The 15791-nt window shown below is 47.1% G+C and carries 13 protein-coding genes; 2 read left to right on the top strand and 11 right to left on the bottom strand.

Going from position 1 to position 15791, the window contains the following annotated elements; all coding sequences use genetic code 11:
• Positions 1-30: 30 nt before the first annotated feature.
• The 7 genes from recN to NT073_RS11790 all read right to left on the bottom strand — a co-directional run bounded on the left by recN (position 31) and on the right by NT073_RS11790 (position 8085).
• A complete protein-coding gene (gene recN, locus NT073_RS11760) occupies positions 31-1704 on the bottom strand; it encodes a DNA repair protein RecN (RefSeq protein ID WP_297373232.1) in 1674 nt (557 codons plus the stop codon).
• A gap of 67 nt (positions 1705-1771) precedes the next feature.
• Positions 1772-2677: a DUF4835 family protein gene (locus NT073_RS11765; protein ID WP_297373234.1), complete on the bottom strand. Its 906-nt coding sequence runs from the start codon at positions 2675-2677 to the stop codon at positions 1772-1774.
• A gap of 18 nt (positions 2678-2695) precedes the next feature.
• Positions 2696-3934: a bifunctional phosphopantothenoylcysteine decarboxylase/phosphopantothenate--cysteine ligase CoaBC gene (coaBC, locus tag NT073_RS11770; RefSeq protein ID WP_297373236.1), complete on the bottom strand. Its 1239-nt coding sequence runs from the start codon at positions 3932-3934 to the stop codon at positions 2696-2698.
• A 135-nt stretch (positions 3935-4069) separates the two neighbouring features.
• The gene (locus tag NT073_RS11775; protein WP_012925907.1) at positions 4070-4381 is read right to left on the bottom strand and encodes a DNA-directed RNA polymerase subunit omega; all 312 of its coding nucleotides are present in this window, start codon (positions 4379-4381) and stop codon (positions 4070-4072) included.
• Between the two features lie 86 nt (positions 4382-4467).
• Positions 4468-5367: an outer membrane protein assembly factor BamD gene (gene bamD, locus NT073_RS11780; protein ID WP_297373276.1), complete on the bottom strand. Its 900-nt coding sequence runs from the start codon at positions 5365-5367 to the stop codon at positions 4468-4470.
• A 124-nt stretch (positions 5368-5491) separates the two neighbouring features.
• Positions 5492-6145, bottom strand: coding sequence for a T9SS type A sorting domain-containing protein (locus NT073_RS11785; RefSeq protein WP_297373278.1), 654 nt, complete (start codon positions 6143-6145; stop codon positions 5492-5494).
• A gap of 95 nt (positions 6146-6240) precedes the next feature.
• A complete protein-coding gene (locus NT073_RS11790; RefSeq protein ID WP_297373280.1) occupies positions 6241-8085 on the bottom strand; it encodes an OstA-like protein in 1845 nt (614 codons plus the stop codon).
• A 33-nt stretch (positions 8086-8118) separates the two neighbouring features.
• Between NT073_RS11790 and tilS the strand changes: the two genes are divergently transcribed.
• Both tilS and NT073_RS11800 read left to right on the top strand, forming a co-directional pair.
• Positions 8119-9459 (top strand): tRNA lysidine(34) synthetase TilS, encoded by a 1341-nt coding sequence (gene tilS, locus NT073_RS11795; protein ID WP_297373283.1) that lies wholly within the window; start codon positions 8119-8121, stop codon positions 9457-9459.
• 133 nt (positions 9460-9592) lie between these two features.
• Positions 9593-11866, top strand: a complete 2274-nt coding sequence (locus NT073_RS11800; RefSeq protein ID WP_297373285.1) for an OmpA family protein — start codon at positions 9593-9595, stop codon at positions 11864-11866.
• A gap of 362 nt (positions 11867-12228) precedes the next feature.
• Here NT073_RS11800 and NT073_RS11805 read toward each other — a convergent pair whose 3' ends face one another.
• The 4 genes from NT073_RS11805 to NT073_RS11820 form a co-directional block, all read right to left on the bottom strand.
• Positions 12229-12738, bottom strand: coding sequence for a DinB family protein (locus NT073_RS11805; RefSeq protein ID WP_297373288.1), 510 nt, complete (start codon positions 12736-12738; stop codon positions 12229-12231).
• Between the two features lie 6 nt (positions 12739-12744).
• Complete coding sequence (locus tag NT073_RS11810; protein ID WP_297373290.1) at positions 12745-13533, bottom strand: glucose 1-dehydrogenase; 789 nt, start codon at positions 13531-13533, stop codon at positions 12745-12747.
• A 101-nt stretch (positions 13534-13634) separates the two neighbouring features.
• Positions 13635-14831 carry a hypothetical protein gene (locus NT073_RS11815; protein ID WP_297373292.1) on the bottom strand — a complete coding sequence of 399 codons (1197 nt, stop codon included), beginning with the start codon at positions 14829-14831 and terminating at the stop codon, positions 13635-13637.
• Between the two features lie 104 nt (positions 14832-14935).
• Positions 14936-15772 carry a homoserine O-succinyltransferase gene (locus NT073_RS11820; protein WP_297373294.1) on the bottom strand — a complete coding sequence of 279 codons (837 nt, stop codon included), beginning with the start codon at positions 15770-15772 and terminating at the stop codon, positions 14936-14938.
• Positions 15773-15791 lie beyond the last annotated feature (19 nt).

Raw genomic sequence — 15791 nt, forward strand, 5'->3', positions numbered from 1 at the left:
GGTAGTTAGATTAGGTAGTAAAGCCCCACGTCATTTGACCGTTGACGTAGGGCGTTGTTTTAAAATTTCACGGGCATTCTTGAGAGCACTGGCCGATGGGTTTTTCCCACCAATCATCTGGGCGATTTCATTGACGCGCTCATCCAGGGACAATCTCTTGATTCGGCTAACTGTTTTTGCGGCCGAATGGTCTTTGTAAACGAAGTAATGCGCAGTGCCCTGACCCGCTATCTGGTGGAGATGGGTAATGGCAATAATCTGGTGGCTGTGGGCCATATCACGCATCATGTTCCCCATCTTGATGGCGATTTCACCGGATACGCCCGCGTCAATTTCGTCAAAAACGATGGTTGGCAGGGAGCGTTTGCTGGCTAGGATGTACTTGATCGCCATCATCAGCCGCGAAAACTCACCACCAGACGCTACGTTTTTTAACTGCTGAGGTTTAACACCTTTATTGGCACTGAACAAAAACGAAATCGTATCAATGCCTGTTAAGCTGGGCTTACTGGTTTCGGCCTGTATCTTCAACGATGCATTCGGCATTCCCAGGTCGTTGAGCAGTTTACCAATCTCGCTTTCTATGGCTTGTAGAACGGCCTTCCGGGAGGAGGATAATGCATCGGCGCTAATTTGCAATTGGGCGCGGGCGGCTTCGGACTGTGCTTTGGCTTCGGCAAGGGCGTCGTCCAGATTCAGGACTTTGCTTACTTTTTGGCCAAGGTCATTTCGCAGCGCAATCAACCCCGCCACGTCTTTTACCTGGTGCTTAGTCTGGAGCTGATACATCAGGTTTAAACGCTCCCGGATGGTATCGGCACGGGTATCGTCTATTTCAACCCGGTCCTGTTCAACGCTTATTTCGTCTGCCAAGTCGCGCAACTCAATAAGGCTGCTTTGCGCCCGTTGCAGCAGTTGTTCGTATTGGTTAGACAGCTTGCTGATATAAGTCAAATTGCTGACCGTGCCCTTCAGGAAGTCGATAACTGACTGCTCTGTATTGTCCAGATATTCATACGCTACCTGTAGCCGCTCCTTGATATCTTCAGCGTTTTCCAGAATTGTCAATTCCTGTTCAAGTGTTTCCTGCTCATCGGGCTGTAACTGGGCTTTCAGCAGTTCTTCGTACAAAAAGTTGTTGTAATCAAACTCTTTGCGCATGGCCGAAGCCTCAGACTGGAGCTGGTCATAATGCGTTCTTTTTGCCCGGTAAACCTGATAGTCGGAGCGATAGGTGCGTAGCTGCGCTTCATTCTGGGCGTAGGTATCTACTATCTCCAACTGATATTCGTTAGAGCCCAGCAGTACCGAATCGTGTTGTGAATGAATATCCATCATCTCACTCGTAATCCGTCGGAGCGTATCGAGGTTTACGGGTGTATCGTTAACAAAGGCCCGTGATTTACCACTCACACTAATTTCCCGACGAACGATGCATGTATCCGAGTAATCGAGTTCTTCGTCGTCGAAGATCTGCTCGATCCGATAGCCGGATACGCCAAATGTCCCCTCAATAATACATTTCTGTTCGGGGTTGTACAAGACGCGTGTATCGGCCCGGTTGCCAAGCAGCAACCCAATAGCACCGAGAATAATTGACTTTCCTGCGCCTGTTTCGCCCGTTACGATGTTTAGTTCGCGGTCGGGCGAGAGCTCCAGTTCGTCAATCAGCGCGTAATTCTTTATGAATAGATGCGAAAGCAAAATCAGCGAATAGTTAGCAGTGAGTAGGGGACGGCAAATAAAAACAAAGTTATGTGCCGTCAGTAACTCACTGGATTAATTTCCGGTAGTTTTCTGTTTTAGCCGGGTCGAGGAATGACAATAAATCGAATGCCTGTTTTCGCTCGGCTGGTGTTCCTTCGTAGAGGATATTGAACAACTCCTGCGACTTAGCATCAAAAAACGAATTGATTAGAACAGAATTCGGTAGTTGCAGGCCAATGGTGCGTATGGTATTCAATAAGGCAATGGTTTGTTTGCGAACCTGCACAGGGTTGGAGGCAAAGATGTCAAGACCCTGGCGATGGTAGGTGTAGAGACCATCTCGAAACGGTAGCAGTTGCTGATTCTGAAGGTTCTCAACAAGCCAGTACCGATTTCGACGGTCGCCCCCCGTTTGCCACGAACCATTGGGTGATCCCTGTTGGGCCAAATTGGTAATGGCATAGGCGCGTTGAATAAACTGATTTCCTCCCTGCTTGTTGAACGTATCATAGTCGACAGCCAGAATAACATTGGCATAAAATGCCAGTAAAGAGGTAAGATCGTCTGAAAACTGGTTTTCCCGATAATAGACAGGCGTTGTAGGCAGATAAACAAAGTTAAATGCCCGGTCAACATAGCTGAACGTAGTCGTCTCGTACGTTGTGCCGTATACAGGCCGTGTCACAATGATCTGTGCCGTTGCTTCGAACGCTCCCTGGGTCAACGATTTCAACAGGTTGATGTTCAGAGAACAGTTGATCCGTTCAGCCACCGAAAACTGGTCGTTGCTCCACCGCCGGTTGTTCATAAACTCGGTGATGATGCCTTTCAACTGGTTCACGTAGGAAAAATCAGTTTTCTGTTGGGCAAATAGCTGATCAGAATTTATTGTAACCTGGCAATTCAGCTCCTGAGCGCTTGCCGAGCCTGCCAAACAGCTTACTAACAGTAAAATGCGTATTACTTTCATGGATGAGACCCTACTATGTCATAGCGACTTTACGACTAACATAACCAAATCCAATGCCACTTCGTCTTTTGATTTAAGTGGAAATTCATGAGTCTGTTCGTCCTTATCTATAACGGTAATCTTGTTGGTGTCGTGCCCGAAACCGGCTCCTGAATCACGAAGTGAATTTAATACAATCCAGTCTAAATTCTTAGCATAAAGTTTTTTAAGCGCATTCTCGTGCTCATTGTCCGTTTCCAGCGCAAAGCCCATCAGCAACTGCCCGGCTTGCTTTCGCTTTCCAAGTGTAGCCGCAATGTCGGTGGTTTTCGTTAATTCAAGAGAAAAAACAGCTTCATTCTTCTTAATCTTCCGGTCAGCCGGATGAGCGGGGGTGTAATCTGCGACGGCGGCACTCAGAACAATGATCTGAGCCATACCAAATTCCGATTCCGTTGCCTCGAACATTTCCTGCGCCGACCGGACATTAATGCGCTTTATGCCGGGCGAGGGGAGGGGTAGGGCAGTTGGTCCACTCACCAGCGTTACCTGAGCCCCGGCTGCGGCAAATGCGTTTGCAATGGCATAGCCCATCTTTCCCGTCGAATGATTGCTAATGTACCGCACCGGGTCGATGGGCTCCTGGGTTGGTCCTGCAGTAATTAGCACGCGCTTTCCCGACAGAATACCCGGGTTGACTGGTTTTAGGTCGAGCTTACTTGTCCAGAAATCAGTTAACACCTGAACAATTGTTTCGGGCTCTGCAAGTCGACCTTCGCCTACCAGGCCACTGGCCAACTCGCCATGTTCTGCCCTGATAATATGATTGCCAAAGCTCTCCAGCCGACGCAGGTTGTCAACCGTAGATGGGTGACTATACATGTCGACATCCATTGCCGGGGCGAAAAATACCGGGCAGCGGGCAGACAGATAAACCGATGACAGCAGATCATCACAAAAGCCCGTTGCACAACGGGCCAGTGTATGGGCCGATGCCGGTGCAATCACAAGAGCGTCGGCCCAAAGTCCCAGATCAACATGGTTGTTCCAGCTACCGTCGCCGGGACGATCTGATGCCGTATTCACAAACGTCGAGAAGACAGGACGCTTTGATAACGTAGCCAGCGTGAGCGGGGTAATGAATTGCTGGGCCGATGCTGTCATGATAACCTGCACCTCGGCACCGGCCTTTATCAGGAGCCGAACGAGTAGTGCCGATTTATAGGCTGATATACTGCCTGTTACGCCTAAAAGAATACGTTTCCCCGCAAGTGACATTCGTTAATGATTGTTGGTTAACAGGTATTGGTAAAAGGAGTCGGTAAGGGAATAACTCAATAACCAGATATAAAACACCAATGACCGCACAGCGATTACCGTGCGGTCATTGGAAGATCAATACAAAATAAGTTATTACTGAGCGTCTTCGTCGTTATAGCGCCAGTATACTTTACCTTCCAGAAACTCATCGGTGGCAATGGAAGTCGGCTTGGGCATGCGCTCGTAAAACTTGGAGATCTCAATCTGTTCCCGGTTTTCGAATACTTCTTCGAGGTTATCGACCGCCGAAACGAACTCGGAAAGCTTGTTGCTCAATTCTTCTTTATTTTTGGTAGAAATCTGACGGGCACGCTTCGAAATGATCGATACCGATTCGTACAGGTTCCCGGTTTGAGCCGCAATCTTGTCGTTATTACGGGTGATAATAGATGGATTTGTTGCCATAATAGAGTATAATCGGTATTTGGTATATAGTCACCAGAGTTAGGGCGTTGAAGTAATTGACTACAAACTTCAGCCCGTAAACTGTATTAATTTGCTGCCGTCACCTTTGCAGGGCGATTGGCATCTTTTAATCGCGCTTTTTCCTTTTCACGTTCCTGTTCCAGCTTATCCAGACGATCAATCTCTTTCTGACTGGTTTCAAACATTCTCTCCGACTGTTTAAGGAACTGGCTGTTTGGGTATTTGTCCACAAATGCCTGATGATAACTGATCGCTTCCTGATAACGTTCCTTTTGTTTTGTTTCCAGGCTATTCTGTGCCAGACTAAACTCGGCATCAACTTTCAGATAAGCCAGTTCTTCGTTGTATTCCGAATCTGGAAAATCCTTCTGGAAGTTATTGATGGCAATGACTGCGGATTTGTATGAGGCAATATTAAAGCCACTGGTTTTGTAATAGAGCTTGGCTTTTTCATAGGCTTTACGCTCCAGTTTTCCACGTAGTTCCAGAATCAGCTTTGTCGACTCCTCTTTGTATTTGCTGTCAGGATAAGCATTAATGAAATCCTGAAGGGCCGATGTTGCCGTCAGCGTGTTAGACTGATCCAGGTTAAACGAAGGCGTGTCTTTGTAAAGCGAGTAGGCATACATATACATGGCCTCCTGCGCATATTCTGAACGCGCAAACGTCTCATAAAACTTCTTAAACAGGGTAGCACTCAGCAGGTATTGCTGTTGCTGGTACTGCGTGTAGGCATAATAAAACTGAGCCATTTCCGACTCATTACTACCCTTCAGTACCGGAATCAACTCTTCGAACAACAGGCCTGCCCGGTACCAATCTCCCTTTTTGTAATATTCAAGAGCACCTTTGTACTTCGCGTCATCACTACCACTTTTCTGCAGTTTTGAAAATGGGCTGCATGAGCCAAGCAGAAATACGACTCCAATCCCTAGCAGGATTTTACCAATATGACGGTTTTGCATATGCTTGCAAAGATACAAAAAAAATAAAGGCTTCATCGATTTAACGAGGATGAAGCCCTGCATAGTACTGAAAATGATGGAGGATATCGGCTATTTTAGCTTATTTTAACAACAAGTGCCCGGATTACTGATGGCGTACCAATAGTCGTTTCGTAGCCACTTTTTTTCCATCAACGGACAACTGATAAAGATAGTAACCCGTATCCAGATGGCGCGTACCGATCCGAACTTTACGTTCGTTGTGCTCAAGTTCATACTCGGCAACGGGAGCACCAAGCAAATTAAGCAGAACCAGTTTTGCATCTCCTATGCCATTAAACTGATATTCTATCTCAGCAACGTCATCGGCCGGGTTGGGATACGCGTTTGATACCCATAGTTTTTCAGTTGTATAGAGCCGGTTTTCTGCTTTTCCTTCCTGAGCTACAACTGATGTTCGGGGTGCACTCTCCACCGTTGGCGCACTTTCGGCAGCTGTTGCATGGGTTGGAATTTTTGCTCCGCTATGGGTCATCATAATTGAGCGATAATGCTCATTGATGGCGCTATTTTTATGCAGGGTTATGGACCGGTCCAGACCAGATAAGGATGGGCTTGGGGCGATCGAAAACCGCTGCGTTGGCAAGCCCGTTGTTGGTTTGCGTACAGATGAGGTCCGACCCAGTTCTAGTCGGCTTCCTTTCCGCGCATCAGAATCCCGCTGGGCGACCTGCGCCTGGAGCGGGGCAACTGCGGTTAGCAAGCCCATCAATACACCAATAAGTATAATTTGTTTCATGTAAGTCTACTTCAGGTACACACCTATACAACACAAACCTATTCATCTTAAAAGACAAAGTCAACGGGCTATTGTCTAAAAAATTGTTAAAACAGTCAATTATTACCTTTTCGAACCAATTTTTGAGCCAAAGGTTTAATTGTACTCTTATTTTTTAATGGTTTTCTAATTATTGGTTGCTCTGCCGGGGGCGTTTCAAGCCATAAAACCTGATTCTTAGTTGGTTTTTCGGCCTCCCGCCACCGGAAACCATCTAGTTGCTGCACATCAGGTGTTAATTCTTTTGGCGGAATAAGTTGAGAATCCGGATGCCCGTAAAACCTGATTCGCCCAACCTTGTTCTCCTCAAATTCAATGTTCATTCGGCTCGATTCTACATGATTTAAACCAATTAATTTATTCTTTTCATCAACGGCATAATAAAGACTTTGCCCGTTGCCATCTACGAGTACACGGTCCAGAACTGTCTGCTCCTGATTAAGTACCGTGGTAGACGCAGGTGAACTGCTTTTAGACGTCAATACGCGTTTAGAGATGGTATTCGTTGCAGCGGTAGATACCGATCGTGGAGAATTTGTTTTGGACGCAACCAGAGCCGGTTCTTCAGCTGCTGAATTCAGGGGTGTAGACGTGATTTTAGTCTTGAAAAAAGCGGTTATGGTACGGCCTTTTATTTGGTTATAATTCTTCAGTGTATCGAGGGAAATCACGAATGATTTTGCCTTCAGATACATCGTTTGAATCTTGTTATTTTTAAGCACCGCCCGCATGGAATCGGCTTCCATCTGGTATTTATTCTGACTCCAGACAATGGGTTTTTTAAAGAAATAAATCGTTGAATCTGCCGTGTCGTAAATGAGCGAATCGCACTTGCTTTGCAAGTCTGATTTATATAAAATAACGTTTTTCTGGCCGAGTAATCGGCGGGTATTTGTTAGTTTATTATCAAACGAAAATAAGGTATCGGCCCGCAGATAGAGTGTGTCTTTGGCGGCTTCGTTGGCCAGACTTTTGGCAACAGCGTGACCGGTTACCCGCGAGATGCCGGCCTTCCCATTGTATCGGACATGATCGCCCGTAATGACGGCTTGCCGGTCTTTGGCAACCATGATCACATTGCCCTTGGCAATACCTAACTCCGACACGTTATCGTAATAGAGAGAATCGCCCGTCAGGCGGTATTTAGGCGTTTCAACGGTGGCTCTCCGCTGGAAATTTGATATACCGGATGTGGTGTTGTACTGGCCTGCCACTGCCGTTAGAACCCCGTCTTTGTTGGTTATGCGCGTCGGTCCCTGAAAAGTGGCGATTCGGGTTATGGAATTGTACAGCAGTGAATCGGCCGTGAGGGTGCCCTTGGTATTAACCAGCCGAACATTCTGGCGGAAGGTGAACAATTTGGTACGGGTATCGTAATAACCTTCCCGACTTGTCAGCACGTTTTCTTTGTCGACAATACGGCCGGGTGTGGGGTAGTGCGCAATGCCCGACAGCATGTCGTAGTCGAGTTGTGCTGTTGTGAGCGTCATTTTTCGGTCGCGTAAGCTTACCCGCCCCCGTACATTAGCCTGACGGGTGTTACCGTAATAGAACAGCGTGTCGCCCCGAACCGTAATGGTATCGCCCTGAATAATCTGCACGTTGCCATACGCTTCAATGACATTGGTCGTTGCGTTTTGAATGGCAAGATCACAATACATCAACATCCCTTTTTGGCGAAACCGGACATTATTGTATATTTTTCGAACAACCTGGCCGGGCACATTCATTCCTACCAGACTGTCGGAACCTGGTAATAGCTCAACTTTATCGGCTGCGCTACCAGGCGTTGAGGGGCGCCCGGCCGGAGGAGCGCTAACCTGTGCCAGCAAATCGGCTGAAACAAGTAACGAACCAAAGAGGACGAAAGCGACAAGAAAACGGGTAAGCAAACGAATCATAGTGACAAAACTACGGCTTAGGGCCGACTCCAAATGATTGAAAACGGATTTTTAGGATTTATTAACGACAATCAACTCTTCAAATCAACCGATCGGGTGCTTCTGGCGGTTAGCGGGGGGATCGATTCGATGGTCATGGCGGAGCTGTTTTATCGGTCTGGTCAACCGTTTGCGATAGCTCACGTTAACTTTAGTATGCGCGGAGCCGCTTCCGAAGCTGATGCTGTTTTTGTTGAAAACAAGGCCAACGGTTACGGGGTTCCGTTTCACTTGATCCGTTTCGATACGAAGGCTGTTGCTCATGAGCGGGGTATATCCATTCAGATGGCCGCCCGTGAACTTCGATATGCCTGGTTTTCTCAATTGCTCAGCGAGTTTTCGTACACCTGTCTGGCAACGGCCCATCATAAAAATGACGTTCTCGAAACCCTGTTACTCAACCTGACGCGCGGCACGGGATTAGCTGGTTTACATGGTATTCTGGCAAACCAAAATCAGGTTGTGCGTCCTTTGTTATTTGCAACCCGTGATCAAATTGCTACCTATGCAGCCGCCAATAGTCTGGAATACCGGGAGGATAACTCAAACGCTGATGTTAAATATGCCCGCAATCGAATTCGCCACCATGTTGTGCCCGTTCTGACTGACCTAAACCCCGGACTTTGGCAAACGCTGCCTCGAACGGTTGAGCGGCTGAGAGCCGCCGAAACACTCATGAGAGCTGAATTGGATCAGTCCTGGCAGGCCATTGCTGAGGTAGGGGCACGTTCTATTTTACTTCCTCACGACAAGCTACTTGCCCAGTCGGAACTCCCTTTTCGACTAATGGAATGGGTAAAGCCATTCGGGTTCACGAGCGATCAGGCATCATTGCTGGTTACCTGTCTTACGCAGCCCGTGGGACAGATATTTCGGTCGGCTACGCACCGGATAACCCACGAACGAAACGGCCTCCTGATTGAGCCGATCCACCAGCCTACAGAGATTGAGGTTCAGCTAACCGACTGGCCGGATACTCCTGTTCTGACCGGGGATCGTTTTGCCTTGACGATCGATGTAGTTGAAAGGCCGGCTGATTTCACTATTCCGACTGAACCCGAGGTGGCCTGTCTTGATGCTGACCAGCTAACGTTTCCGTTAACGATTCGTCTTTGGAAACAGGGTGATAAGATTCGCCCTATTGGTTTAAACGGGCATAAACTGGTCAGTGATTTATTGAATGATCTGAAATTAAACCGAACGGAACGCGAGCAAACCACTGTGCTTCTATCGGGAAATGAAATTGCCTGGGTCATTGGTCGACGAATAGCGCATCCGTTCCGCATCAGTAGCAAAACGCGTCGAATTGGTCGATTTACGTGGAGAGAAGTGTAAATCTATTGCTATTCAGTGAGTTATATAGTATGGTATTGATGCTGGCAAGGGGTTCGCTAATAGCTGTCGAAAAATTGGCATTCAATTTGTAGCTAATTGAGCGAGCCCATATTTTTATAACTCACTACTATTTATGAACCGAGTTGTACGTTTCCTGCTACTTGCAGGGTTAGCTTTGTCGAGTCTGACTGTTCAGGCCCAGAGTGCGCGGCTACGAGCGGCAAATAAGCAATTTGATGATCTTAGCTACGTCAGTGCTGTGCGGGCGTATGAAGAATTTCTGCGGACAGACAAAAAGAGAGACGCTGCCGATACACGCGATGCGTTGATCAAACTTGGCTATAGCTATCGTAAGCTACAGGATACGCGCAATGCCGAGCGTATTTATGGTGAGCTTGTAAAAACCTACACCGACTTAGATAGTGAAATATACTTGTACTACGCGCAGGCACTAGCCTCTAATGGTAAGTATCGGGACTCGCAAAAAATGTACAGCCAGTACGGAGAGAAGCAGGCTCAGGATTTGCGGGGCCGTCGTTTTACCGTGTCGTATATGGATATGAGTCGGTTTTATCAGGACTCTTCTTCCTATCGAATCCAGAACCTTCCGATCAACTCCCGCCAGGCTGATTTTAGTCCGATGTACTATAAAGGTGGGCTTGTGTTCGTGTCGTCGCGTGATGAAACGGGTGTGATCAAGCGTGTGTTCAGCTGGAACCAGACGCCGTTTCTTGATTTGTATTTTCACCCCGATACGAATCAGCTTCGGGTACCTGGAGCCGGTTTGGTTAATGCCGCTGTATTAGGTGGCGGCACCGAAACAAGGGAAGAAAGTGGTGAAGCCGCCGGTGAAAATAAGGCACTGTCGAAAACTGAAATTTTCAACCGGACGCTCAACACCAAATATCACGAAGGGCCAATGACCTTCACCAAAGATCAGAATGTGATTGTCTTTACCAGGAATAACGCCAGCAAGGGCAAATCGGGGAAAAGCTCGGATGGTGTCAAAAAACTCAAGCTTTATTCCTCTATCAATAAGAACGGTAAATGGGTTGATATACAGGAATTGCCTTTCAACAACAATGAATATTCTGTGGGACATCCCGCTTTTTCGCCTGATGATACAAAATTATATTTCGTATCGGATATGCCGGGCGGCTACGGCGGAACGGATATTTACGTTGTCGAATACACCAATGGCCAATGGGGTAGCCCGGTAAACATGGGTAAGGAAATCAATACCGAAGGCAATGAAATGTTTCCGTTTGCCGCCGAAAACGGGAGTTTGTACTTCTCCTCCGATGGGCACGAAGGGCTGGGTGGCCTTGACGTGTTTATGGCCGAGTTGAAAGAAGGAATTGCCTATAAGGGTGTTCAGAACGTCGGTGCTCCCATAAATTCAGAGAAAGATGATTTCGGGTTTATTACCGATAACAATGGCGCGAGTGGCTATTTCAGCAGCAACCGTAAAAAAGGAATCAGTGATGATGATATTTATTCATTCAGGCGGTCGTGCAAACAACTTAATATTCTGGTCTACGATGCTAAATCCGGTATGCCGCTTGAAGGTGCTGATGTCCGTATTCTGCGGAATGGCGTTAACCAGGATCTACGTATAACGAACATAGAAGGCCGGGCGGACTTGTGCGTAGATTCAAACACAGAATATGAATTCAGGGCTATTAAAGAAGGGTTCGCCATGAACAGCGTTCGCTTTTCAACAATGACACAATCTCCAAAACCATTGCTGAATGTATCAATCTACTTGGAGCGCTCTGAGAATACAGTAATAAAAGGGGTGATTAAGACAGAGGTGAACCAGATGCCGGCAACGGGCGTGAAAGTGACGCTTCGTAACGAAAAGGATAATTCGGAACAAACCGTGACGACAGGCCCGGATGGAGGCTATGAGTTTGATGTTAAACCAAATGCGCCTTATACCATTATAGCGCAGAAGGATCAGTACGCAACTAAAAAGGCCCAGTATAACAAAACGAAACGCAAATCGCAGGTCCTTACCGATTCGCTCGGGTTGTATGGCGTAGGAGATGTCTTTCAGCTGAAAAATATTTACTATGACCTTAATAAGTTTTTTATTCGTGCTGATGCGGCTCGGGAGTTGGATCATGTACTGGATATTCTGAAAGAATATCCGCAAATGCAGATAGAGCTACGTTCTCATACCGATTCACGAGCAACTGATACCTACAATATCCGTCTATCGGAAAGCCGTGCCAGGGCCGCTATGGATTATCTGGTAGCAAGAGGCATCTCTGCAACTCGGATAGTTGCCCGTGGTTATGGCGAATCTGAGATCATAAATGGTTGCATTGATGGAGTGAACTGCTCAGAGGGTGAACACCAGCAAAACCGTAGAACTGAATTTAAGATTTTGGCCGTACAATGAATAGAACTCAATTATAATGAAAATGAAGAAGGCCTACCACAAGCGGGCCTTCTTCATGTAGGTGCTATCTAGGAAGACTTAACGTGTTTTTTATGGACTGTTGTGCTCGTGGCCGTGGTCTTGGTTGGCGTAGCTTTTTTAACGGTCGTTGTAGTTGTTTTACTTACTGGTTTCTCTTGTGATGGGGCAGTGGCAGACGCAGTGCCTCCGTACAGTGCAACTGCTATGAAAGCAGCAAAAATGGTCGTTTTCATACGCTTGAGAATGGTTTTTTTCGTTATTGCCCGCCACCCTGGCGGACTTTTCGGGTGAAAGGTCGGCCAGATGAATTAAATGCCGATGAATGATAACTTAAAAAAAGGTTAAACTGTTAGCACCCGAATGGTTACCGACAGTTGTCCCACGTGTCGCATGGTGTGCTCGGCGGCATGTGTTAGCAAGCCAATGACCGTTGAGGGCAGTTGTGCCCGACCGACACCCCGCGTCTCGGTCAACGTTTTTTCATCAACCGTCTGTAAATAAGCGAGGGATTTCTCGACCTGTTGGTTAAATTTCACAGCCAGTTCGGGCGTCGATAGGGTTGTCTCGTCCGGGTTTCCTTCAGAGCGTAATGAGGCTAACTGCTCGTCTGACAATGCTTCCTGCCGGGCATAGGTGAACAGCCGGTCGAGTACACCGGTCAGGTGCTGCAAGTGAAAACCCACCGAAGCCACATTGGCCGGACGCACCCAAAGTAACGCTTCCGGGAAATCGGTCATCAACGCACTAACTTCTTCACAAGCCTGCATCAGCGCATGAGCAACGGGCTGTACCAACGGAGGCACATCTGGAAGTGGTCCCCGTAGCCATACTTCGCGTGTTTCTGTAACCATAGCGATTTAAATTACGGTACCACCATCTGCATAGAATAAGCTGCCTGTGCTGTACGACGACGCACTGGAAGCCAGAAAAAGGGCCAGTGGGCTAATCTCATCCACCGTTCCCATGCGGGCAATAGGTATACGATTCGTGAAATGATCCAGAATTTTTTCGTTCTGCCAGAGAGCCTGACTGAATTTGGTTTTTATCAGACCTGGGCAAATGGCATTGACCCGTATACCATCAGGTCCCCATTCCTTTGCCAGTACTTTCGTCAGCATATTGAGCGATGCTTTACTCACGCTGTACATGCCAAGACCTGGGTCGGGCGTGTGTCCGGCAATGCTGCTGATCATGATGATACTACCGCCACCCCGTGCTTTCATGCTTGGATAGCAAAGTTTGCTCAACTCAAAAGGGGCTTTTACGTTCGCCTGCATGATCTTGTCGAAAGCGGCTCCATCGCAGTCGAGGGATGGGCCGAAGACGGGATTCGACGCGGCATTATTGATAAGTATATCAATGCCACCATACGTAACTATACTCTTGTCGACCAGTTGCTGAAGCTGATCCATATCGCCCACATTGGCAGCAATGCCTGTTGCTTCGCCACCTTCTAACCGAATTTTGTTAGCCAGTGCGTCGCAGGCGTCCTGCTTACGGCTGCTGATAATAACGTTTGCGCCAAATTTGGCAAAAACACGGGCCATGTCTTCGCCAATACCTTTACTGGCACCCGTTATGATAGCGACTTTACCGGTAAGGTCGAACATTGCTTTTTCAGAAGCTGCAATTTGTTGTGGTTCCATATGTAAAACGATAGTAAACACAAAAGTCGCCAAGGATTCGCAAATACCCGATAATATCGTTTTGCATCCTTTGCGACTCTATAAGTGGTATACTGTTACGGTTATTTCTCGAAGAAACACACCGAACCGCCTACCCAATCTTTGTTCTTATTAAAGTTAACCCCAATCATTTCACCCCGACTCAGGCGGCTGAGGTTGGTTAGTAACGTTGGGCGTTTATCTTCTTTAGGCCAGATAAATAGCATTCGGATTTCGCATTTCACCAGCCCGTCCGGCGATTGAATGACGGGCTCGTATTTAACCTTTTTCTGTAATAGATAACCATCCCGTTGATGTAAGGGTATCGCGTCGAGATCCTCGGCAGTAATGTTCAGCTTCACGCCACTACCCGCAAATGAAAATAACGGTTTCAGGACGTAATTTTCCAAGTCTTTGGGGTAACTGCTTAAGTCAGACAGGTAATAGCTAGCGGGTACGTAGGGACTTCTCAGTAAAGGCAAGGTGTATTTACTAATCCGGAAAAACCAGTTTGGGTGCCCTACCCAGTCAACATCAACATCATCGGTGAGGTGAAAGTCGGTCTGTAGATCAGGGTAGTTTTGCAGATCATCGAATATTAGACGGTTATAAATTCGTCTGATCTGAATTAAACGGCCATCTTTTTCATAAAACAGCTTCCGTCCGTCTTTTTTAATTTTGCTGATACAAACCGCCGGGATGCCCAGGTATTTTTCTGCCAGAACAAAATCAATACGCGTTTTCTGTTTCTCTGGATAAATCTCTAACAGTATGACCTCTTCCGGTTGGCAATCGCCCACGATCATCTGGCGCAACTGATCCAGATAAGCTGCATTATCAGCAACTGTAAATAAGTGAGAGAGATTTTTCGGAATGGGATAAAGACTCCGGAAAAGGCTTGCCAAATAAGGCTGAAAACAATACAGAGACGGAAAACCCTGAAATTCAATTAGCTGAGGAGTTAACTCACCCTGCTCGTCTATGCAAACCGCAAAATCGACCGCCATAAACTGTGTATGCCCATCTTCATTTGGCACGCGTTGTTCAGTGGGAATGGCCTTGTCCGTCAGGGCTTTAAAATCATCGCGGGTGACGACAGCAATAATATCGTCGCAAGCCAGTAAAAGCTTATCGGTCAAAACTTTGGGGACGAAGATGGGGGTTTCAGCTACCCGAAAATCCAATTGGTTGGGATAATCGGTTTCAACTTTAGCCAAAAAAGCCCGGTAGCTCTCCGGGCTAAAGGCTTCATTAAAGGCGTCTCTGACAGGCTTTATCATAAGGCGTTGGGATAAATCAGACCGATACCAATTAATCTCAGGTCGGCAATAATTTTATGGTCGATAGCTGTTTCTTAAAGAGCTATCGACCATACGAAAGAAAACTATGCAACTTCGTGCTCTTCGACGGTAGACGATAACGACCGAATGGCCTGACGCAAAAATCCGGGAAGAATAACCGACTCGGTCAAAGGTATTTTGTCAGGGTCCTGAAGGTAAGAAACCATGTCGTCGTATTTCTCCTGGCCAAAATTCAGCACGATATGATTGCGTTTTTCGGGTTGTAAGAAGTAGCGTAGCATCCCCTCGTTGTCGGCTTCGGGGTGGAACTGCGTACCGATGATTTCGGGAGAAAATCGCATGGCCATAACCGCTCGGTCCAGCAGTACATGCGGCCTGATTTTCTCCAGACACAAGATATCCGCGCCCATTTCGGTCATTCGCTCAGCGTCGGGACTAGTAATTTGATAATCGCGGGAGTCGACTGCGAAGAATGGATCGGGTAAGCCTTCCAGCAACGTTTCCGAATCACCTTCATCTGTTTTATGCACCGGAAAAATACCAAATGATGTTGACTTACGGCGGCTTAACAAACCCAGACCGAGGTGGCGAACAACCAGTTGGAACGAATGGCAGATCAGGAAAACGAATTTCTTCCGGTCGTTGTGAGCGTTCCAGTCAAAAATCTGGTCAATCAGCTCAAAATAGCGACTTTCCCATTCATCAGATGAGGCCATCGGGCTACCGGGGCCACCCGACGAAATATAAATATCGTAGTCTAAATCGGGGAGTTCGTTATTCGCCCGAACATCAAATACATCGAATGCCAGCTCGGCATGGTCGTTTCCCTGTACGTTTCGAATTATGTGTAAAATACAACGCATGCCTTCATTGGCATGGTTGTTATTCATATCGAGAACAGCAATTTTTACTAAGCTCATAGAGTGTGTGTTACGGCTA

Source organism: Spirosoma sp. (genome assembly GCF_026391055.1).
Taxonomy (GTDB): domain Bacteria; phylum Bacteroidota; class Bacteroidia; order Cytophagales; family Spirosomataceae; genus Spirosoma.